Here is a 20,934-nt window from a genome sequence, read left to right on the forward strand (position 1 = left end):
AGAAGAATAATAATAATATTGTGGAGAAATACATACGATGGAAGGGTGAAAAGCATGTTTAATAAAATATTTCTTATAGTAGCACTTATAGGTGTACCACTATCTGTACTTGGAAAAACACTTCATTGGCCAGAAACAATTATGTTCGCTGTGTATTGTATTACGATTATCGCGTTAGCTGGTTTTATGGGGAGAGCAACAGAGAGTTTAGCAATTGTATCTGGTCCTAGAATAGGCGGATTATTAAATGCTACTTTCGGTAATGCTGTTGAACTTATCATTTCAATTTTTGCACTTCAAGCGGGGTTAATTGAAGTGGTGTTAGCTTCTTTAACGGGTTCTGTACTTGGAAATTTATTATTAGTAGGAGGACTATCCTTCTTTGTAGGTGGACTTAAATATAAAAGGCAAAGCTTTAACGTTTACGATGCAAGGCATAATTCAGCTTTATTAATATTTGCTGTTGTCGTGGCCTTTGTTATTCCAGAGATCTTTTCAATGAAGATGGACGCTGGCAAGACGTATCAATTAAGTATAGGTGTTTCTATTATTATGATTATCATGTACATTGCTGCATTACTATTTAAGTTAGTTACGCACCGTGGTGTATATCAACATAAAAGTGACGAAGTAGCGCATGAAGAAGAGCCAGAGTGGTCGAAAGGGAAGGCACTCCTTATTTTAGCGATAGCAACACTGGCGGTAGCTTATGTATCAGAGGCGCTCGTGCATACTTTTGAAACTGTTGCAAAATCATTTGGTTGGTCAGAATTATTTATAGGGGTTATTATCGTTGCAATTGTTGGAAATGCAGCGGAACATGCATCTGCAATTATTATGGCTTATAAAAATAAAGTAAATATTGCAGTCGAAATTGCAATAGGTTCTACATTACAAATCGCCATGTTTGTTGCTCCTGTACTAGTATTGCTATCTATGTTCTTCGCGCAGAGGATGCCTTTAGTATTTACCATACCAGAACTTGTATCTATGATTACAGCCGTTTTCTTAACGATTGCGATTTCAAATGATGGAGATACAAACTGGTTTGAAGGCGGCACTTTACTAGCCGCGTATGTCATTATGGGAATTGGTTTTTATTTATTATGAAAAATAGGCATAACAATTGTGCTCAGAGAAAACAATAAACAAAGTAGTATATATACCTTTACATAGGAAGGAGCCAGACAGGTGAAACGAGTATACAGCATATGTCTTTCAACTATGGTCTCGTTTATTTTATTATTTCCTAACATGAGTTTTGCAAAGACAACAGTAGGAACAAAAATGCCTTCATCTGTTTTAAATATTTCAAAAGACAATACATTTCCAAATGATGCGCAAGATTTGCCACGTTTACAGCCAAGTAAGTTTGCTCAAGAACTATTGAAAACAGCTAATATTAAAATTGAAAATCCAGACTTAATTCGGATGTTTAATGAAACGACAATTTCAAATGCGCCGCTTGCAGTAGGGTACCGGGCAAAAATTTATTTAGGTCAATGGGCTTTACATTATGAATCAGTAGACACATCGATTAATTGGGAATATAAACAAGTGAATCGAAATGTGTATGATAATCGCGGAGGAGACCGTTTATATCCACTTCGCTATAAGCAAGAAACACAAAAGACGGTTGAAGGCGATTTAACAGCAGATATGAAAGATGCTGCAGATGTGAAAAAAATGATGCTTCTCAAAGCGCTTGAAAAAGTACAATTGCCCCTTTCGTTTAAAACAACTATTGGTTATGGTACTGGACATGAGCGTGTGTATAATATTAGTCCGAGTCAACTCGGATATTTATACGCTTATACACCAGCAGTAAATGAAAAGGGAAAAGTAACATTTGGAGAAGTGTATCTTGTATTAAAGGGAAATCAAAAAAGACTTGTTGTGAAAAATATTACTTCTCAAGGAATTGGAGCGGCGATTCCAATTCATGATCATTTATTTTTTAAATTCATTTCTTCTTCCCACTCGCAATAACGTAAAAAAACGTCAGCTTATAAGCTGACGTTTTTTTATAATGTAATGTTTGCTGTTTTTGATAAGAAATCTTCTGTCGGATAGTAGCTGTTTTTTACAAGAACATTTGGTCCAAGACATTTTACTGCAGGACAGTGACAGCTTAATGATTTTGCTGTTTTTGAAGCACTCCATTTGTCATATGCTTCTTGTAATGTGTTTGTTTGTATGTTTCCTAGAAGTGGAACATCACCAAAGTCCGTTACAATAATATTTCCATCGAAAATATTTACATTTAAACGAGAACGGCCATCTGGATCATTACGAACAGTGACATTTTTGCTCTCTTGTAATTTTTTAAATGTGGCAATGTCTCGCTCGTCATCGCTACAAGCATAGAAAGGTAACGTTCCAAATAACATCCATACATTTTCATCACGAATTTCTAGTAAATGCTCAATAGCATCACGAATTTCAGCTTTTGTTAAAATCTCTAGATTACTCGCGAAGTCACTTGGATACATTGGGTGAACTTCATGACGTTTACAGCCCATCTCTTCGACGATTTGACGGTGAATATGTTCAATATGTGGTAGAGTTCTTTTGTTTAACATTGTTTCGGCCGATACAAGTACACCTGCATCTGATAGAGCCTTACTATTTGTAATCATTCTTTCGAATAATTTTGCACGTTGTTCGTAAGTAGGTTTACGCTCCATCATTGCAAATCCGCCTTCAACGAAGTCATCAATTGTTCCCCAGTTATGAGAGATATGCAACACGTCTAAATAAGGAATAATTTGTTCGTAACGTGCTAAATCTATAGTTAAGTTAGAGTTGATTTGAGTGCGAACGCCTCGTTCATGGGCGTATTTTAAGAGTGGTGTTACATAGTTGTCGACGGATTTTTTTGAAAGCATAGGTTCTCCGCCAGTAATACTTAAAGAACGTAAATGAGGAATCTCATCTAATCGTTTTAATAAAAGATCCATCGGAAGCGGATTTGGGTCTTTCGGCTGTAACGTGTAACCAACAGCGCAATGCTCACAGCGCATATTGCATAACGTCGTCGTTGTAAATTCAACATTTGTTAATAGTAGTTTGCCGTACTCTTCAAGGTCCATATACGCTTCCCATGGATCGTAAGAAGGAGTAATCGGCTTCATTTTTTGTGATATCGTCATATGAAATACTCCTTTGACTATTGAAATAACAATTTGTCCATTCTCTATAATAGAAGAATATGTGCTTTTTATAAAGTGAAACTTTTTAGCGTGAAAAGAGAGAGGGCTTACATTATAGTGGATGACTGTGACAAAATTGATGAAATTTCATGCCCATAGCAATCATTTTTGCGGTATAATAAAAGCAACTCGAATTAAAAGGAGAGTGCCTTCATGGGAAAAGCAATTCAAGATAAAGATACACAATTAGTATATTTAAAAGAGCGTTTAAATATGTTCATTGAAGTAATTGATACAATTGAACCTGAAGAAGTAGAATTAGAAGATGTAGATCGTCTTCTTGCAATGTTAGATGAATTAGAATTAAAATGTGAGCAATTTAAAAAAGACGAATAATATATTAAAAAGGCTGCCAATTCCAATTTGGTAGCCTTTTTCTGTGCGGATAATAGAAGGACGATAGAAAAAGAGGTATAATCAAGTTGTGAAAAATTTCATTTATGCTTTAATAGCGTGAAACAAATAAAAAGCTAAAGAGCATAACAATGGAATTTTCAGCTCATAACGTTTTGGTAGCGTTCACAATTGAGGGGGAAGTAACAATGGAAAAGCTTCAAGAAAGCATGTATCAACTAATTGTTGAAACGTCAACGAACTTACCGAAAGATGTTCGTCGTGCGATTCAACAAGCGAAAGAGCGAGAAAATGCAGGGACTCGTTCTGCGATGGCACTTGGCACAATTACAAATAATATTAAAATGGCTGATGATAACATCTCACCGATTTGCCAAGATACAGGGATGCCAACGTTTAAAATTTATACACCAGTTGGTGTGAATCAATTAAAGTTGAAGGAAGCTATCTATAATGCGCTTGAGCGGGCGACAAAAGATGGTAAACTTCGTCCAAATTCTGTTGACTCTCTTTTTGGAGACAATAGTGGAAATAATTTAGGACCAGGTACACCGGTTATTAAGTTTGAACAATGGGAAAAAGATTATATTGATGCACGTTTAATCCTAAAAGGTGGTGGCTGTGAGAATAAAAATATTCAATATAGCTTACCGTGTGAACTAGAAGGACTTGGACGAGCTGGCCGTGATTTAGAAGGAATTCGTAAATGCCTTCTTCATGCAGTATACCAGGCACAAGGTCAAGGATGTAGTGCTGGTGTAATTGGTGTTGGTATCGGGGGAGACCGCACATCAGGTTATGAATTAGCAAAAAATCAATTATTCCGTACATTAGATGATGTCAATCCAGTACCAGAGTTACAACAACTTGAAGAGTACGTATTAGAAAATGCGAATAAGCTTGGCATTGGTACAATGGGATTTGGTGGAGAAACAACTTTACTGGGCTGTAAAATTGGCGTGTATAACCGCCTGCCGGCTAGCTTCTACGTATCTGTGGCGTATAATTGCTGGGCATATCGCCGCCTAGGTGTAACAATCCATCCTGAAACAGGTGAAATTATGGATTGGTTATATCAAGAAGGTGAAGATACACTTCAGCATGAAGCACAAGAAAAAACAGAGCAACGTGAGATTGTATTACAAGCACCAATTACAGAAGAGCAAATTCGTGGACTTCGCGTTGGTGATGTTGTAACAATTAATGGCATGATGTATACAGGTCGTGACGCAATCCATAAGCATTTAATGGATAATGATTGTCCAGTAGATTTAAATGGACAAATTATTTACCACTGTGGTCCAGTTGTTGTGAAAGATGACAATGACAATTGGCAAATTAAAGCGGCAGGTCCAACGACAAGTATTCGTGAAGAACCGTACCAAGGCGATATTATGAAGAAATTTGGTATTCGCGCTGTTATTGGAAAAGGCGGTATGGGTGCGAAAACATTAGCGGCTTTAGAAGAACACGGCGGCGTGTACTTAAACGCAATTGGCGGTGCGGCGCAATATTATGCTGAATGTATTAAAGAAGTGAAAGATGTTGATTTCTTACAATTTGGTATTCCAGAAGCAATGTGGCATTTACGCATTGAAGGTTTTAAAGCAGTTGTAACGATGGACTCTCATGGTAATAGTTTACATGCAGATGTTGATAAAACATCACTTGAAAAATTAGCGAGCTTTAAAGAGCCGGTATTTAAATAAACAAAAATGCATCTCGAATCTTTCGAGATGCATTTTTTGGTATATATAGAAAAACATGCACAGCATGAAAGTAAGTAAGTAAACAGAAACTACAGGTACGATTATATATGGAAAGGAGACTATTTATGAAATATAAATGGTTATATATCGGTCTCATTTTTTCAATTATGATGGCACTTGTTCCAGTTTCGGCATTGGCTTATACAAATACTCCACATAACTGGGGAATCCCGCGTCCTAAAAATGAAACAGTACCAGATGCAGGAAAGTTATATACGGATTTACTGCAAAAAAATGGCGGGTTTTATTTAGGAGATACGAAGAAAAAAGATATTTATTTAACATTTGATAATGGATATGAGAATGGATACACAGGGAAAATCTTAGATGTATTAAAAGAGAAAAAAGTACCAGCAACTTTCTTTGTAACGGGGCATTACATTAAAACACAAAAAGATTTATTGTTAAGAATGAAGGATGAAGGACACATTATTGGAAATCATTCTTGGAGTCATCCTGATTTTACAGCGGTAAATGATGAGAAGCTTCGTGAAGAATTAACGAGTGTAACGGAAGAAATTAAAAAAGTAACTGGGCAAAAAGAAGTGAAATATGTACGTCCTCCGCGCGGTGTATTTAGTGAAAGAACGTTAGCTCTTACGAAAGAAATGGGCTACTATAATGTATTTTGGTCACTTGCATTTTTGGATTGGAAAGTGGATCAGCAAAGAGGATGGCAATATGCGCATAATAATGTTATGACGATGATTCATCCAGGATCTATTTTATTACTTCATGCAATATCAAAAGATAATGCAGAAGCACTTGCAAAAATCATTGATGATTTGCGCGAGAAAGGGTATCATTTTAAAAGTCTAGATGACTTAGTAAAAGGCAATCAACCGTAAGCATGTATGCTTACGGTTTTCTCATGCTATAATGATGTGTAAAAAGGATGGGGAAACGTATGTGGAGCGAACATGTTACGTTAGAGTATCCGTATCATTTTGAAGAAGTATTAAAACGTTTATCTTTTGATCCTCTTAACGTCATTCAATTAGATGAGAAAGTCATTTATATCCCGCTTTGTATAGATGAGGAACAGGTTATTGTTCGCTTACAAGGGATTGGTACTGTTCAAAATCCACAGTTTTGGATTTCTAGTCAGACAGGAAATCCGGAGAAAGTCATGAAACGAATGAGAGCCATTTTTCATTGGAATGAACCGTTTCAAGATATACAAAATCATTTTTTAAACACATCATTACGTCCACTATTTGAAACATATGCTTATACTCCAATTATTTTAGAATTTGATTATTTTGCTTGTCTTCTTCGCTGTATCATTCACCAACAAATAAATTTGAAATTTGCTACTGTGTTAACAGAACAATTTGTGAAACGGTATGGAACAGAGAAGAACGGTGTATTCTTTTTCCCCACTCCGGAAATAGTAGCAAATATTTCAATAGAAGAATTGAGAGAGCAGAAGTTTAGTCAGCGAAAGGCTGAATATATAGTAGGATTAGGTCGAAGTATTGTCAGTGGTACATTAAATTTAGCGAGTATAGAAAATGAGACGGAAGAAGAAGTTTCAGCACAATTGTTGCCAATTAGGGGAATTGGTGCATGGACAGTGCAAAACTTTTTAATGTTTGGGCTTGGACGGAAAAATATGTTCCCGAAAGCGGACATTGGGATTCAGCGTGCAGTGCAAGGTATATTTCAATTAGATGATAAACCTGATGATGTATTTTTAGAAAAAGTGAAACAAGAGTGTGAACCATACTGCAGTTATGCAGCGTTATATTTATGGAAAAGTATAGAGTAGAGGTGTAATAATGATACAAAAGCAACATGAGAGTAAGTTGGAAGTTGGTCAAACGTTTCCTGTGACAATTAAACGTCTTGGGATTAACGGAGAAGGCGTTGGTTATTTTAAGAGACAAGTTGTTTTCATTCCAGGGGCATTACCAGGAGAAGAAGTTGTTGCAGAAACAACGAAAATTCAGCGTGGCTTCGCTGAAGCGAAAGTGAAAAAAGTTCGTAAAGCTTCACCGCATCGTGTGAAAGCACCGTGTCCAGTATATGAGGAGTGTGGCGGTTGTCAGCTGCAACATTTAGATTATAAAGAACAATTGAATCAAAAGCGTGATATCGTTGTACAAGCATTTGAGAAGTACATGAAAAACAGTATGGAAGAGAAAATTCGTCCAACGCTTGGCATGGAAAATCCATGGCATTACCGTAATAAGAGTCAATTACAAGTGGGGCGTAAAGACGAAAAGGTTATTACAGGGCTATATAAACAAAACTCACATCAGTTAATTGATATTGCTCACTGTATGATTCAACATAAAGCAACGAATGAAGCGACAAAAGTTGTAAGACGTATTTTAGAAAAATTAAATGTTTCTATTTACAACGAGAAAAAACAAAAAGGTTTAGTACGCACAATTGTAACACGTACTGCAGTTCAAACAGGGGAAGTACAAGTTACACTTATTACAACAAAAGAAGAATTACCAAATAAAGAACAATTTGTTGCAGAAGTACAAAAACAGATGCCAGCGGTTAAATCAATTATGCAAAATGTAAACTGGCGTAAAACATCTGTTATTTTTGGAGACAAAACATTTAAATTAGCTGGAAAAGAAGTAATTCAAGAAACACTTGGCGATTTATCATTTGAATTATCAGCACGTGCATTCTTCCAGTTGAATCCAGAACAAACAGTTGTTTTATATAATGAAGCGAAAAAAGCAGCTGCGTTAACAGGCGATGAGAAAATTGTAGATGCGTATTGTGGTGTTGGTACAATTGGACTTTGGCTTGCAAATGATGCAGCGGAAGTACGTGGTATGGATGTAATTCCAGAAGCGATTGCAGATGCAAGAAAAAATGCGCAGCGTCACGGATTTACAAATACGAAATATGAAGCAGGTAAAGCTGAACAATGGTTACCGAAATGGGTAAAAGAAGGATGGCGTCCAGATGTAATTGTTGTCGATCCACCACGTACAGGTTGCGATGATAAATTACTGGAAACAATTTTAAAAGTGAAGCCGAAACAAGTTGTGTACGTGTCTTGTAATCCTTCATCATTAGCACGTGATGTACAAGCATTAATGAAGAGCTATGAAGTGGAGTATGTGCAACCAGTTGATATGTTCCCGCATACAGCTCACGTAGAAAATGTAGTGAAGCTTGTTAGAAAGTAAAGTTTATTAATATTCCCTCATGGTATGAGGGAATATTTTCTATGAAGGAGAATATTATGCATAATTATAAATTAACGATTCAGTATGATGGTGCACGTTTTAAAGGATGGCAACGTCTCGGTAATAACGATAATACGATTCAAGGAAAAATCGAAAGTGTCATATCTGAAATGATCGGAAAAGAAATTGAAATTATCGGTTGTAGTAGAACAGACGCTGGTGTACATGCTTTGAATCAAGTTGCTAACTTTCAAAGTGATGAGAAGTTAGTGGAACATAAAGTGAAAAAATATTTAAATCAATATTTACCTAATGATATTAGCATTACGAATGTGGAAGAAGTATATGATCGTTTCCATGCTCGTTACAATTCTAAAGCAAAAACATATCTGTATAAAATTTGGAATGAAGAGCATACAAATCCATTTATGCGTAAATACAGCATGCATGTGAATAAAAAATTAAATGTGGAAAGCATGAAAGCAGCTGCGAAACATTTAGTTGGTTCACATGATTTTACTGCTTTTTCAAATGCGAAATCAAAGAAAAAATCTATGGTTCGAGAAGTATATACACTTGATGTGATGGAAGAGGCAGGGTTTGTACAAATTAGAGTAAGTGGTAACGGCTTCCTTCATAACATGGTAAGAAAAATTGTTGGAGCATTAATTGAAGTTGGATTAGGACAATTAGATGCTGAAGCAATTCCACAAATTCTAGAGGCGAAACAACGTAATCAAATTAATTGTCTTGCTGAGGCGAGTGGTTTGTATTTGGAGAATGTTGAGTTTTAATGGCAAATAAAAAAATCGGGCTAAGTAGCTCGATTTTTTTAGTATTACGAAGATTTCTCTTTTTTTATACGTATCTTCAAATTCCAAAAAGCAGCAAGCATAATAGCTGCAAAGGAGCCGCTAATTGTTCCAAATAGTTTTGCATAAGGAGAGCTGCTTACATCGGCATTAATGAATAACATCATACAGAGCATGGCAGGGAAAAAGTATAAGTATTGTAATAACTTTAATTTTTTATCATTACTCATATATATAGCCCCTTTCTAGCATGTTATATGTTTATTATAACATATTTTACCAAGTTGTTTTTACACTTGGAGACATGTTCATTTCATATGTGTAAATGCAGTTTTTTAATTCGATATTGTAAGTTTTGCCTACTTAATCCTAAAAATTTTGCAGCTTGTGAGATGTTGCCATGATTCTCTTTAAGAATTTGGTTAATGTAGTTCTTTTCCATTTTTTCTATTGTGTGTTTTAAAGTTTTTGGTGCATCAGTATTGTGATTAGTTAGTGCATGTTGCATATTGAATTCTGTTTTTATTCGTTCACGGAAGCGAGTAGGCATATGAAACGCTGTAATGATGGTTTCATCTTCTATTAAGTTCATGGAACCTTCAATTATATGTTCCAACTCCCGTACGTTCCCAGGCCAATCGTATGCATAGAAAAATTCTCTTACATTTACATCTACATCGGTTACGTTTAGCCCGAATTGAGTATTATATTTTTCAATAAAGTGCTGAACAAGAGCTAGAATATCTTCTTTTCTTTCACGTAAAGGCGGAAGACATAAAGTAACGACGCTTAATCGGTAATATAAGTCTTCTCTTAATCGATTATGTGCGATGGCTTCGAAAGGATCTTCATTGATAGTTGCTATAATACGAACATCAATTTCTTTTTCGTGTGTGCCTCCGATTCTTCGTATTGTTTTTTCTTGTATAGCTCGTAGTAACTTCGCTTGAAGTGCTGGACTTAATGAGTTGATTTCATCTAATAACAAAGTTCCTCCGTTCGCTTCTTCAAATAAACCAGCTTTATCGATAGCTCCTGTAAATGCACCTCGGTTTGTACCGAATAATAAGCTTTCCATGAGTGTATCAGGTATAGCGGCACAGTTCTGTGAAATAAAGGGTTTTGTTGAACGCTGACTTTCATTATGGATGCTTTGTGCAAATAGTTCTTTCCCAGTGCCTGTTTCTCCTACTAGAAGTATGGAGGAAGATGTACGAATTACTCTTTTTCCTTCAGTAATGATTGATTGAATAGCTTCAGAATCACCAATTATGTGATCAAAGGTAAATTTAGTACTTTGTTTTCGAGAAGGGCCCATTCTTATTGTTTGCTTTAAGTTACTAATTTCTTTTGATATTTCAATAGCGCCTTTAATTTTTCCATTTTCTATTATAGGGAAAGTATCGTTAATCGTTGTAATTTCTTGTCCTTTATTGTTAAAATACGTTTGTTTTATATTTTTGTTTGTTTTTCCTAATTTTAATGCCTCTATAAGAGTACTATTTTTATTTTCTTCAAATGCAAATATTTCTAAAGGACTTTTATATAATACATCTGAGCGTTCCATTGATTCAATTTCCATCATTTTGCGGTTATAGATAATCGTTTTACTTTCCTCATTAATAATATGAATCCCGATATCGAGTTCATTGAGTAAAGTTTCATATAGCATGTTCATTTCAATGATCTGTTTAAAATTAATGTCTTCTGTACGCATAGATTATCTTCTCCTCATTTCACCCTATGAAGACTGACTTTTTATAATTTTATTAAAATTCTTATAAAACCGCAAAATTTTTTTGCTATTTTCCTTTTAAAACTTTTCAAATGATAGAAAAATTTTGCGGTTGTGCACGCTTTTTTGTGTAAAACTCTCATTTAATATATGAATTAGAGACTTGGTACGCATTTTGCATAAATAATATTTGAAATCTCTAGAGGGGAGAATATGAATTTTTACAGGATATACAACGTTTCGGTGTCAATTAATAAGAGGGAGGGATTTATAAAGTGAAGACAGTTATAGAAGGTGTGTATAGTCCTTGTTATGGAAAAGTAGAGAAGTTATTTGTTACGGAAAGTTCTTACGTATACGAGTGGGAGAAATTAGCGTTAATTGAAACAATAGATAAACAGAAAGTAGAAATTAAGATAGGAATCAGTGGTTATATTGAATCATTAGAAGTAGTAGAAGGACAAGCTATTGCTGATCAAAAGTTATTAATAACAGTAAGGGATGACCTTTTAGTAACAGGCAGTGATTAATGTAAGTGATGTGTATTTTTGCTCTTTTAAATCATTATTTTTACGGTGAAGAATTTTAAAAACGCTTACATTAAATGGATTGGCAAAGTGAAAAGGGGGGATTTATATGATGGATCAAAACCAAGGATTAAAAAGAGAATTGAAAAGTAGGCACATATTTATGATTGCACTCGGTGGAGTTATTGGTACAGGACTTTTTTTAGGATCAGGTTATACGATTCATGAAGCTGGACCTGGAGGAGCAATTGTAGCGTATCTTGTCGGTGGATTTGTAATGTATTTAACGATGCTCTGTCTTGGAGAGTTAGCGGTTGCGATGCCTGACGCAGGGTCTTATCAAACGTATGCGACAAAGCATATTTCTCCTGCAGCAGGTTATGTAGTGGGATGGATGTCGTGGTTAAACTGGTCTGCTACGATAGGTATTGAATTAATTGCAGTTAGTATTTTGATGAAACGTTGGTTTCCTGATGTACCGTCATGGATTTGGTGTGTAGTGTTCGCGGTACTGCTCTTTGCTATTAATGCGTTATCTTCAAGAAGTTTTGCGGAAGTGGAATTTTGGTTTGCAAGTATTAAAGTAATTACAATTATTGCATTTATTATTTTGGGCGGGGCAGCAATGTTTGGGTTTCTAGATATGAAAGGGAATGAACCAGCGCCAATGTTCTCTAGCTTTACTGATTATGGTGGATTGTTTCCAAATGGATTATCAGCCATTTTAATTACAATGATTGCAGTTAATTTTTCTTTCCAAGGAACAGAATTAGTTGGTATTGCAGCAGGTGAGAGTGAAAATCCAGAGAAAACGATCCCGAAGGCAATTAACAATACAGTTTGGCGTATACTTGTTTTCTTTGTACTATCTATTTTTATTCTTGCTGGACTATTCCCTTGGCAGCAAGCAGGAGTAATAGAAAGTCCATTCGTAGTTGTATTTGATAAAATTGGTATTCCTTATGCAGCAGATATTATAAATTTCGTTATTATTACAGCAGTACTATCCGTTGCGAATTCAGGATTATATGCAACTTCGCGTATGCTATGGTCTATGTCTAATCAAGGAATGATTAGTCCAATTTTTGGAAAGTTATCTGAAAACGGTGTTCCTATTTATGCATTAATCGTAAGCACAATTGTAGGGTGTCTCTCACTACTATCAGGTATTTATGCGGAAGATACAGTTTATTTATGGCTGCTTTCTATCGCTGGATTCGGAGCGATACTAGTTTGGGCATCTATTGCTTTATCAAATTTATTAGCTAGAAGGTCATACATGAAGCGGGGCGGGGATGTTAAGGACTTGAAATTTAAAACACCATTGTATCCATTTGTACCACTTCTTGCGTTAGTATTAAATTTAACAGTAATCGTTGGCATGGCCTTTATTCCAGAACAAAGAATGGCATTGTATTGTGGTATTCCATTTATGATTGTTTGCTTACTGTTTTATCGTGCTACAAGAAATAAGGGAAGTAATGTAGAGCATATTGAAAAGACAAATACAACGGAAGTAGAGAGTTTATAATAGTGATTAATTAGGAGACTGTAAAATTGTAAACAGTCTCTTTTTTTGTGAAAATAAAGCTGGAAACATACTATGTATGCAAAGGGGAATTAGCGATGAATCCAGAAGTTTCGCAGTTGTTAAAACAAATAGATTCAAGGAAAGAGGAATTACTAGAACTTACAAAAACTTTAATTCGTTTTGAAACACCAGCACCGCCAGCGAGAAATACAAATGAAGCACAAGAATTTGTTGCAGAGTTTTTAAGAAAACGAAATTTTAGTATTGATAAATGGGATGTATATCCGAATGATCCGAATGTTGTTGGGGTAAAAAAAGGGATAAAAAGTGACTCATATAAAAGTCTTATTATTAATGGACATATGGATGTAGCCGAAGTGTCAGCAGATGAGGCGTGGGAAACAAATCCATTTGATCCATTTATAAAAGATGGCTGGTTAGTTGGACGTGGCGCAGCAGATATGAAAGGTGGGCTGGCTGGAGCGCTATTTGCCATTCAACTTTTACAAGAAGCTGGTATTGAATTACCTGGAGATTTAACTTTTCAATCGGTAATTGGAGAAGAAGTTGGAGAAGCAGGTACACTTCAATGCTGCAAAAGGGGTTACGATGCTGATTTTGCAGTAGTAGTGGATACGAGCGATTTACATATGCAAGGACAAGGCGGTGTCATTACTGGATGGATTACAGTGAAAAGTCCACAAACGTTTCATGATGCAACGCGCAGACAAATGATCCATGCTGGAGGACGTTTATTTGGAGCGAGTGCGATTGAAAAAATGATGAAAATTTTACAAAGCTTACAAGAATTAGAGCGCCACTGGGCAGTTATGAAAACATATGAAGGCTATCCATCTGGAACAACAACAATTAATCCAGCTGTTATTGAGGGAGGAAGGCATGCGGCGTTTATTGCGGATGAGTGCCGATTGTGGATAACAGTGCACTTCTATCCGAATGAAACACATGAACAAATAATAAACGAAATTGAAGAGTATATTGGAAAGGTGGCAGCTGCCGATCCATGGTTAAGTGAAAATCCGCCACAATTTAAGTGGGGCGGAGAATCAATGATTGTAGATCGTGGGGAAATTTTCCCTTCATTAGAAGTAGATAGTGAACATAAAGCTGTAAAAAAACTTAGCTCAGTACACGAGTCTATTCTATCAAAAAATACAATTTTAGATATGTCTGCAACGGTAACTGATGGTGGTTGGTTTAGTGAGTTTCACATTCCAGCGATTATATATGGACCAGGTACATTAGAAGAAGCACATTCTGTAAATGAGAAAGTTGAAATTGAACAGTTAATTGAATTTACAAAAGTGATAACAACATTTATATATGAATGGTGCCACACGAAAAAATAGATTTGTATAGTAAAATCGTACGAGTATGTATACTTGTACGATTTTTTAGTGAACTATTTCAGAGTTGAATATAAACAACTGAAATAGTTCTTTATTTTGCTATGTCTTTCGTTTCATTTCAAGTAATTTCTCTTTTGCTAATTCAACGGCAATCGCATCATCTAAATAGCCAATTGGAAAGAGATAGTCGGGAATAATATCTGTCGATAAAATGAAATAAAGTAATGCGCTCCCAAGAACTGCACGTTCTTCTTTTGAAATGGTTTCATTACAAAATTGTTGATACATATCTGTTAATTGTTCAATAAAAGGACCAGCACTATCAATTTGCTCTAATTTGCTTGCAAAACTGTCATGAATACGTTTTTCGCCTTCTGTTGTCTGGGCATAGCGTTCGTAATTTTCGAGTTCTTGTTTTACGCGAGTTGTAGTGTAATCGAAATCGAATAAGTTAGAGGATTGTAAAGTTTGTTGAATGGTATCAAGAGATGTGTACATATCCGTTTTTTCTTTATTAATGTGAGGAGAATCAGGGTACATTTCATCAAATAACAATTGGGGTGGAACTTGAAGACATTCTGCAAATTTTTGTAGATGTTTTTGTTTTGGCGGTTGTTTGCCATTAATAATTCTTGAGACTGTTGCAGGATCAATATTTGTAAGTATTCCTAGTTGGCGCATAGATAAGGCGCGTTCTTTTAAAAGTTTTTTTATTAATTTACCAAGCCGATCATTCGGGTTTTCATTAGCCATAGTGCAGGCACTCCTTTTTTAGTGTTGAAAAAATGTTGAGCATTTATTACAAGTATATGAAACAGACAGGCACAGTTGCTCAACATTTTCATAATATGCATTGAAAAGTGAGAAAAAGGGGTGACTATTTATGAATACGGTAGGCTTATTTTCAATTTTTTTAATTGGGATTGCTTCTAATTTAGATAATGCAGGTGTTGGGATTGCGTATGGCATTCGTAAAATTCGTATTTCGTGGTTTAACAATTTTATCATCGCATTCTTTGGATTTTTATTTACTTTACTAGCTGGATTTTTTGGGAACTGGATTGCATTATTTATTTCAGAGTTTACAGCAAACCTGATTGGAGCAATCGTTTTAGGGATAATTGGGGTGTTTATTTTATGTCAGCCTTTCTTGGGTCAAAAAAATACTGTAGGTTCTAAAGATGATAATGTACTTATGGGAATTTTACGTGATCCAGAAAAAGCAGATTTTGATGGATCTAAAACAATTAGTTTTTCTGAAGCACTTGTTTTAGGAGTTGCATTATCTATTAATAATATTGCAGGTGGGTTTGATGCTGGGGTAACAAATTTAAATCTTTGGCTTACAGCGACTATTTCTGGGGTGTTTAGTTTTATTTGCATAAGTGGTTTTGCATATGTAGGGAAACGATATTTAGCAGCTTACTTAGGGAAATGGGCGACGGTTATTGCAGGAGTGTTATTAATACTTATTGGGATTGATCAGTTGTTGTGAAAATAGAAAAGCAATGTTCGAGCATTTCCTCGGAAATACTTGAATAAATTGCATATATCGACATCGGATATTTACTTCTTAATAAATAAAAAGCACCTACATACTACATAGGTGCTTTTTAGCGTATGTCTTCAATTAATTGCTCTGATTCTTCATGCATACTGTATTCACTTAACACTTGGATGCAAAGCCATTTTAATTCCTCGATAGTATGCTCAAGTTCTTCAGGAAGCACATGATGAATGTCTTCAAGTCCCATCCCGAAATGAATAAGTTCAAGTACTTGATCATCGATGTTCCGATCCATTAATAATTCAAGTACTTCTAAATTGAATATGTATCGGTGAGCTTCGTCGAGTGAAACAACTTTTAACTTCAAGCTTTCTACAATACTCAATATAAAAAGAAGGATTGTTTTTTCAAGAACAGGTTGTTTTCCCATTTGAAATATTAGTTTCATCTTTCACACCTCCACATATAGCGCTAGGTTGTACTATATTATTCAGGAGGGGGGAACAAATATGCATGATATAGAGAAACTTTCAGCACTGTTTTTGTAAGAGGATTGATAACTGACAAAAGTGAGGTTTTGGTGAAATAAAAAATCCTGCTAGTATAGCAGGATAACTCGCGATTAAAAAATACTCCAGCCTTCTTGAGCAGAAAGAAGTTCAAGAATTTTAAAACCAGCAATACTATTTCCGTTTGCATCTAAAGCTGGTCCGAAAATGCCGATTCCCATATCGCCTTTTACGCAGCCGAAAATACCACCCGCTACACCACTTTTTGCAGGGATACCAACGCGTATTGCAAATTCACCAGATTCGTTATACATACCACATGTGACCATAAATGTTTTGCAAATTTTTGTAATATGTTTAGGGATGATTTGTTTCTTTTTATATGGATCATATCCATCCATTGCAAAAATTAAGCCGATACGTGCTAAATCGATGCAGTTTACTTCAACTGCGCATTGACGAGTATATAAATCCATAAGTTCTTCAATATCACAATCGATAATACCGTTTTGTTTCATATAATAGCAAAGCGAACGATTTAGATAAGCTGTCTCTAATTCTGAATCGGCAACTTTAGAGGAATAATTAATAGTAGGGTTATCTGTTATTTCACGTACAAAATGAAGAATACGTTCCATTTTTTCCTCGTTATCTTTTCCTGCTAACATGCTTGTAATAGCTAATGCTCCTGCATTTATCATTGGATTAAGGGGTTTGGATGGACTTGTCGTTTCTAACTTAATAATAGAATTAAATGGGTCACCCGTTGGTTCCATTCCAACTTTAGAAAATACATATTCTTCACCACGGTCTAAAAGGGCAAGGGCAAGTGTGATTACTTTGGAAATACTTTGAAGAGTAAATAGTGTTTGTGAGTTGCCTGCATGGATATATTCTGTTTCTTTATGGAAAATGGCAATCCCTAAATCGTCTGGATTTGCATTTCCTAGTTCGGGGATATAAGTAGCAAGTTTTCCTTTTTTCGTATATGGTTTTACTTGTTCTAACAACTGTTGTAAGTTGTTTGTTTCAATGCACTGCATAGTACCAACGCTCCTATTTCGAATTAACTAAGTTTACTTTTCCCGATATGCTCGGAAATAAATAATAACATGAAAAAGTGGAATGATAAAACGAAAGTTATATGTTCTATAGTAGGTCGTTCTTTCAAGTCCTTTGTATTAAAAAAGGAGAATTTCCCTTTTATATAACAGTTTGGAAATAGGAGATTTATCCATAAAAAATTCGAAAATAAAAACTACACATCTATACAACTATATGTTATTATGGTTATGTAAATAGAAAGCGTTTTCTAAGGCGTACTTATAATGATAACGATTTCATAAATTTGATAGGGGGAATTAAAATGTTGCAGTTTTTACAACGTATTGGTAAAGCGTTAATGCTTCCAATCGCCGTACTACCAGCAGCAGGATTATTGCTTCGTTTAGGGCAACCAGATGTATTTGATATTCCTGTTATGGCACAGGCCGGTGCAGCAGTTTTTGATAATTTAGCACTCATTTTTGCAATTGGTATTGCAATCGGTCTTTCAGTTGATGGTAGTGGTGCAGCAGGTCTTGCAGGTGCAATTGGTTATCTAGTTATGAAAAACAGTATTGATGCACTTAGTAAGGGATATTCTACTGTAGAATTACAAGATAAATTAGGCAAAGTCCAAGATTTAATAGGTAATAGCGCTAATGTTGATCCATCTAAGCTTGCAGATACAATGACACAAGTATCTAAGGCAGCCGAATTATCGACTAAAGTGGATATGAAAGTTTTAGGTGGTATTATTGTTGGTGTTATAGCGGGACTTCTTTATAATAAATTCCATAAGATTAAACTTCCAGAATGGTTAGGGTTCTTTGCTGGAAAACGTTTCGTCCCAATTGTTACATCGGTTGTGATGTTAATATTAGGAATTCTATTCGCACAAATTTGGCCAGCAATTCAAAATGCTATCGATGCATTAGCTCATGGAATTGTTAATTTAGGGGCAGTTGGTTCAGGTCTATTTGGTTTATTAAACCGTCTATTAATTCCAATTGGTTTACATCATGTAATGAACACATATTTCTGGTTCGTACTTGGTGACTTTACAAATGCAGCAGGTAATGTTGTAAATGGTGATATTGCTCGCTTCCTTGCCGGAGATAAAACAGCAGGTATGTTTATGACTGGTTTCTTCCCAGTTATGATGTTCGGTTTACCAGCAGCATGTTTCGCAATGATTGCGGCTGCTAAACCAGAAAAACGTAAAATGGTTACAGGTATGTTAGGTGGTCTAGCATTAACTTCATTCTTAACTGGTATTACAGAACCAATTGAATTCTCATTCATGTTCTTATCACCAGTATTATATGGTATTCATGCTGTATTAACAGGTCTTTCTTTATTCATTACAACAACTCTTGGTATTCACGATGGTTTCACATTTAGTGCCGGTGCAATCGATTATTTCTTAAACTTCGGTATTGCAACAAAACCATTATTACTAGCGGGAGTCGGCTTAATTTACGCAGTAATTTATTTCGTTGTATTCTACTTCTTAATTAAGAAGTTCGATTTAAAAACTCCTGGTCGTGAAGACGAAGAGGAGGTAGCTGAAGGTGAAGAAGCTCCAGTTGCAGGTTCAATTGGTGAAACTTACGTAGCAGCTTTAGGCGGAAAAGAAAACTTAACAGTTATTGATAACTGTGCAACACGTCTACGCTTACAAGTAAAAGATGCTGGTCAAGTAAATGAAGCAGCATTAAAACGTGCTGGTGCAAAAGGTGTTATGAAATTAAGTAATACAAGTGTACAAGTTATCGTAGGTACAAATGTTGAATCTGTTGCCGATGATATGAAAAAACACGTATAAATAATGAGATAAGAGGATGTCCCAAAAGATTGATAACATCAATTTTTTAGAGGACATCCTCTTTTTTGTTAACAATTTAACGGGAATCTTACTTTTGTAAATTTTCTTTTTCTTTTTTGTACATATGGGTTGGTAATATGTGCAGTGCGTGATAAAGTAGGGATGATATAGAATGGATTATCCATAATCTACTAAAATAAATCTTTAGTAGAGGAATTAAATTATTGGTGAGTAAGGGGAAAAAAGCAATTATGGATCAGGAACAAAATAATGCGAATGGGAAAGCACATCGGCCGATTGTATACATAAAAAGGACAATCATTCTCGTCTTACTATTATCACTTGTATATTTCATGTATACAAAAATTGTTGCGCATAATAAGAAAGAAGAAACTTTAAAAGCGGCAGCAGAAATGAAGAAACAAGAAGAGCTAAAAAAGAAAGAAGAAAAAAAGAAACAAGACGTACAGAAGCAAAAACAAAAAGAGCAGGAAGAACAAGTGAAGCAAGCGCAAGCTGCGGAACAGCCTGCTGAAGGACCACCTCAAGAAATTAATGAAAACGCTCAATTGGACCAGTATTTACAAAACGCAGGATTTAGCGGGACAGCTGTTATTGTGAAGAACGGAAAAGTTCTTCTGAATAAAGGGTACGGTATGGCAAATAAAGAGCAGCAAGTACCGAATAATTCAGAGACGACTTTTTATATTGGCTCTATTTCAAAGGCGTTTGTAGCAACTGCTATTATGCAATTGAAAGATCAAAATAAATTACAAGTTGAAGATACTGTTGCGAAGTATATTCCAGATTTTCCACAAGGTAATAGTATTCAGCTAAAACATCTATTAACACATACATCAGGGATTCCAGAATATGAGCAAGGAAAAGAAGATATTTCTCATGAAGAACTGATAAAGCGAATAGGAAATCAAAAGCGTATTGGTGGTCCAGGAGAGAAGTGGAAGTATTCCGATTCGAACTACTCTATACTTGCATACATTGCCGAGAAGGTAAGTGGACAGTCGCTTGAAGAATATATTAAACAACATATTTTTGCTACTGCTGGTATGAAACATTCTGGTTTTGGCACAGCGTTAGAACAAACAAGATTCCCATCAACGGGTTATAAAATAGTAAATAATAATATGACAACACCTAATATTCCGAGCATGTCACAACTATATGGTTGTGGTGATATATATACGAGTGCACATGATTTATATTTATTTAACGAAGCGTTATACTCTGGAAAGTTAATTTCAAAAGCGAGTTACGATCAAATGTTTACAGCCGTGAAAAAAGATTACGGATTTGGCTGGTACGTAGACCCAGGAAGCTATTCGAATCACGGTGTAATGCCAGGTTGGAATTGTTTAAATGGATTTAGTAAAAACGGTAGTGTGTATGTTGTTTTATTATCTAACATTCAAAACAACATTAAATCATTTGGTAAAGTGAATAATGACATTTATACGATGTTGCGAAATATTGAAGTGTAAGAAACTATCCTTTTGGATAGTTTTTTTTTTTGCCCTGAAACAAATATTTCTTTTAGAAAATGTATGCCTTACCTATCAC

20 protein-coding genes and 1 pseudogene are annotated in these 20,934 nt (G+C 35.3%); 15 read left to right on the forward strand and 6 right to left on the reverse strand.

All coding sequences use genetic code 11. From position 1 onward, the window contains the following. Positions 1-54 precede the first annotated feature (54 nt). Both cax and ACS2FK_RS26165 read left to right on the forward strand, forming a co-directional pair. Positions 55-1,110, forward strand: coding sequence for a calcium/proton exchanger (gene cax / locus ACS2FK_RS26160; protein ID WP_000482131.1), 1,056 nt, complete (start codon positions 55-57; stop codon positions 1,108-1,110). A gap of 81 nt (positions 1,111-1,191) precedes the next feature. Beyond that, the gene (locus tag ACS2FK_RS26165; RefSeq protein WP_002083605.1) at positions 1,192-1,989 is read left to right on the forward strand and encodes a YfkD famly protein; all 798 of its coding nucleotides are present in this window, start codon (positions 1,192-1,194) and stop codon (positions 1,987-1,989) included. Between the two features lie 35 nt (positions 1,990-2,024). On the opposite strand, the gene yfkAB is transcribed toward ACS2FK_RS26165, so the two are convergent. Then, the gene (yfkAB, locus tag ACS2FK_RS26170) at positions 2,025-3,152 is read right to left on the reverse strand and encodes a radical SAM/CxCxxxxC motif protein YfkAB (protein ID WP_000156022.1); all 1,128 of its coding nucleotides are present in this window, start codon (positions 3,150-3,152) and stop codon (positions 2,025-2,027) included. A gap of 213 nt (positions 3,153-3,365) precedes the next feature. Between yfkAB and ACS2FK_RS26175 the strand changes: the two genes are divergently transcribed. The 6 genes from ACS2FK_RS26175 (at position 3,366) to truA (ending at position 9,290) form a co-directional block, all read left to right on the forward strand. Next, the gene (locus tag ACS2FK_RS26175) at positions 3,366-3,548 is read left to right on the forward strand and encodes an SE1561 family protein (RefSeq protein ID WP_000513558.1); all 183 of its coding nucleotides are present in this window, start codon (positions 3,366-3,368) and stop codon (positions 3,546-3,548) included. A gap of 206 nt (positions 3,549-3,754) precedes the next feature. Further along, positions 3,755-5,275 carry a class I fumarate hydratase gene (fumA, locus tag ACS2FK_RS26180; RefSeq protein ID WP_000413530.1) on the forward strand — a complete coding sequence of 507 codons (1,521 nt, stop codon included), beginning with the start codon at positions 3,755-3,757 and terminating at the stop codon, positions 5,273-5,275. Positions 5,276-5,400: 125 nt separating this feature from the next. Beyond that, on the forward strand, positions 5,401-6,183 hold the full coding sequence (pdaA, locus tag ACS2FK_RS26185; RefSeq protein ID WP_000875956.1) for a delta-lactam-biosynthetic de-N-acetylase: 783 nt from the start codon (positions 5,401-5,403) through the stop codon (positions 6,181-6,183). A gap of 59 nt (positions 6,184-6,242) precedes the next feature. Next, entirely contained in the window at positions 6,243-7,106 is an 864-nt protein-coding gene (locus tag ACS2FK_RS26190; protein ID WP_000269416.1) for a DNA-3-methyladenine glycosylase family protein, read from the forward strand. Positions 7,107-7,116: 10 nt separating this feature from the next. Beyond that, positions 7,117-8,496, forward strand: a complete 1,380-nt coding sequence (gene rlmD, locus ACS2FK_RS26195; RefSeq protein ID WP_063546356.1) for a 23S rRNA (uracil(1939)-C(5))-methyltransferase RlmD — start codon at positions 7,117-7,119, stop codon at positions 8,494-8,496. A gap of 56 nt (positions 8,497-8,552) precedes the next feature. Beyond that, positions 8,553-9,290, forward strand: coding sequence for a tRNA pseudouridine(38-40) synthase TruA (gene truA / locus ACS2FK_RS26200; protein ID WP_048538466.1), 738 nt, complete (start codon positions 8,553-8,555; stop codon positions 9,288-9,290). A 44-nt stretch (positions 9,291-9,334) separates the two neighbouring features. Here truA and ACS2FK_RS26205 read toward each other — a convergent pair whose 3' ends face one another. Both ACS2FK_RS26205 and ACS2FK_RS26210 read right to left on the reverse strand, forming a co-directional pair. Next, positions 9,335-9,538 carry a hypothetical protein gene (locus tag ACS2FK_RS26205; RefSeq protein WP_000063858.1) on the reverse strand — a complete coding sequence of 68 codons (204 nt, stop codon included), beginning with the start codon at positions 9,536-9,538 and terminating at the stop codon, positions 9,335-9,337. Between the two features lie 83 nt (positions 9,539-9,621). Further along, a complete protein-coding gene (locus ACS2FK_RS26210; RefSeq protein WP_001258420.1) occupies positions 9,622-11,025 on the reverse strand; it encodes a sigma-54 interaction domain-containing protein in 1,404 nt (467 codons plus the stop codon). A 293-nt stretch (positions 11,026-11,318) separates the two neighbouring features. Between ACS2FK_RS26210 and ACS2FK_RS26215 the strand changes: the two genes are divergently transcribed. The 3 genes from ACS2FK_RS26215 to ACS2FK_RS26225 all read left to right on the forward strand — a co-directional run bounded on the left by ACS2FK_RS26215 (position 11,319) and on the right by ACS2FK_RS26225 (position 14,471). Then, positions 11,319-11,573, forward strand: a complete 255-nt coding sequence (locus tag ACS2FK_RS26215; protein WP_000859489.1) for a biotin/lipoyl-containing protein — start codon at positions 11,319-11,321, stop codon at positions 11,571-11,573. A 106-nt stretch (positions 11,574-11,679) separates the two neighbouring features. Then, positions 11,680-13,101, forward strand: a complete 1,422-nt coding sequence (locus tag ACS2FK_RS26220; protein ID WP_000969245.1) for an amino acid permease — start codon at positions 11,680-11,682, stop codon at positions 13,099-13,101. A 95-nt stretch (positions 13,102-13,196) separates the two neighbouring features. Beyond that, complete coding sequence (locus ACS2FK_RS26225) at positions 13,197-14,471, forward strand: acetylornithine deacetylase (RefSeq protein WP_001067761.1); 1,275 nt, start codon at positions 13,197-13,199, stop codon at positions 14,469-14,471. A 99-nt stretch (positions 14,472-14,570) separates the two neighbouring features. Here ACS2FK_RS26225 and ACS2FK_RS26230 read toward each other — a convergent pair whose 3' ends face one another. Continuing rightward, entirely contained in the window at positions 14,571-15,224 is a 654-nt protein-coding gene (locus tag ACS2FK_RS26230; protein ID WP_001262773.1) for a DUF1232 domain-containing protein, read from the reverse strand. Between the two features lie 130 nt (positions 15,225-15,354). Here ACS2FK_RS26230 and ytaF point away from each other — a divergent pair, with 130 nt between their 5' ends. Continuing rightward, on the forward strand, positions 15,355-15,966 hold the full coding sequence (gene ytaF, locus ACS2FK_RS26235) for a sporulation membrane protein YtaF (RefSeq protein ID WP_001098787.1): 612 nt from the start codon (positions 15,355-15,357) through the stop codon (positions 15,964-15,966). A 118-nt stretch (positions 15,967-16,084) separates the two neighbouring features. Here the strand turns inward: ytaF and ACS2FK_RS26240 are convergent, their stop codons facing one another. Both ACS2FK_RS26240 and glsA read right to left on the reverse strand, forming a co-directional pair. Continuing rightward, positions 16,085-16,426, reverse strand: coding sequence for a DUF3969 family protein (locus ACS2FK_RS26240; protein WP_000766603.1), 342 nt, complete (start codon positions 16,424-16,426; stop codon positions 16,085-16,087). 174 nt (positions 16,427-16,600) lie between these two features. Further along, positions 16,601-17,530, reverse strand: a complete 930-nt coding sequence (glsA, locus tag ACS2FK_RS26245; protein WP_001149850.1) for a glutaminase A — start codon at positions 17,528-17,530, stop codon at positions 16,601-16,603. Between the two features lie 69 nt (positions 17,531-17,599). Here glsA and ACS2FK_RS26250 point away from each other — a divergent pair. The 3 genes and pseudogenes from ACS2FK_RS26250 to ACS2FK_RS26260 all read left to right on the forward strand — a co-directional run bounded on the left by ACS2FK_RS26250 (position 17,600) and on the right by ACS2FK_RS26260 (position 20,855). Next, a pseudogene (locus tag ACS2FK_RS26250) lies at positions 17,600-17,712 on the forward strand (transcriptional regulator). 141 nt (positions 17,713-17,853) lie between these two features. Continuing rightward, positions 17,854-19,356: an N-acetylglucosamine-specific PTS transporter subunit IIBC gene (nagE, locus tag ACS2FK_RS26255; protein WP_000938907.1), complete on the forward strand. Its 1,503-nt coding sequence runs from the start codon at positions 17,854-17,856 to the stop codon at positions 19,354-19,356. Positions 19,357-19,607: 251 nt separating this feature from the next. After that, complete coding sequence (locus ACS2FK_RS26260) at positions 19,608-20,855, forward strand: serine hydrolase domain-containing protein (RefSeq protein WP_000371895.1); 1,248 nt, start codon at positions 19,608-19,610, stop codon at positions 20,853-20,855. Positions 20,856-20,934: the final 79 nt, after the last annotated feature.

It is taken from the genome of Bacillus cereus group sp. BceL220 (assembly GCF_051776965.1).
Lineage (GTDB): Bacteria > Bacillota > Bacilli > Bacillales > Bacillaceae_G > Bacillus_A > Bacillus_A cereus.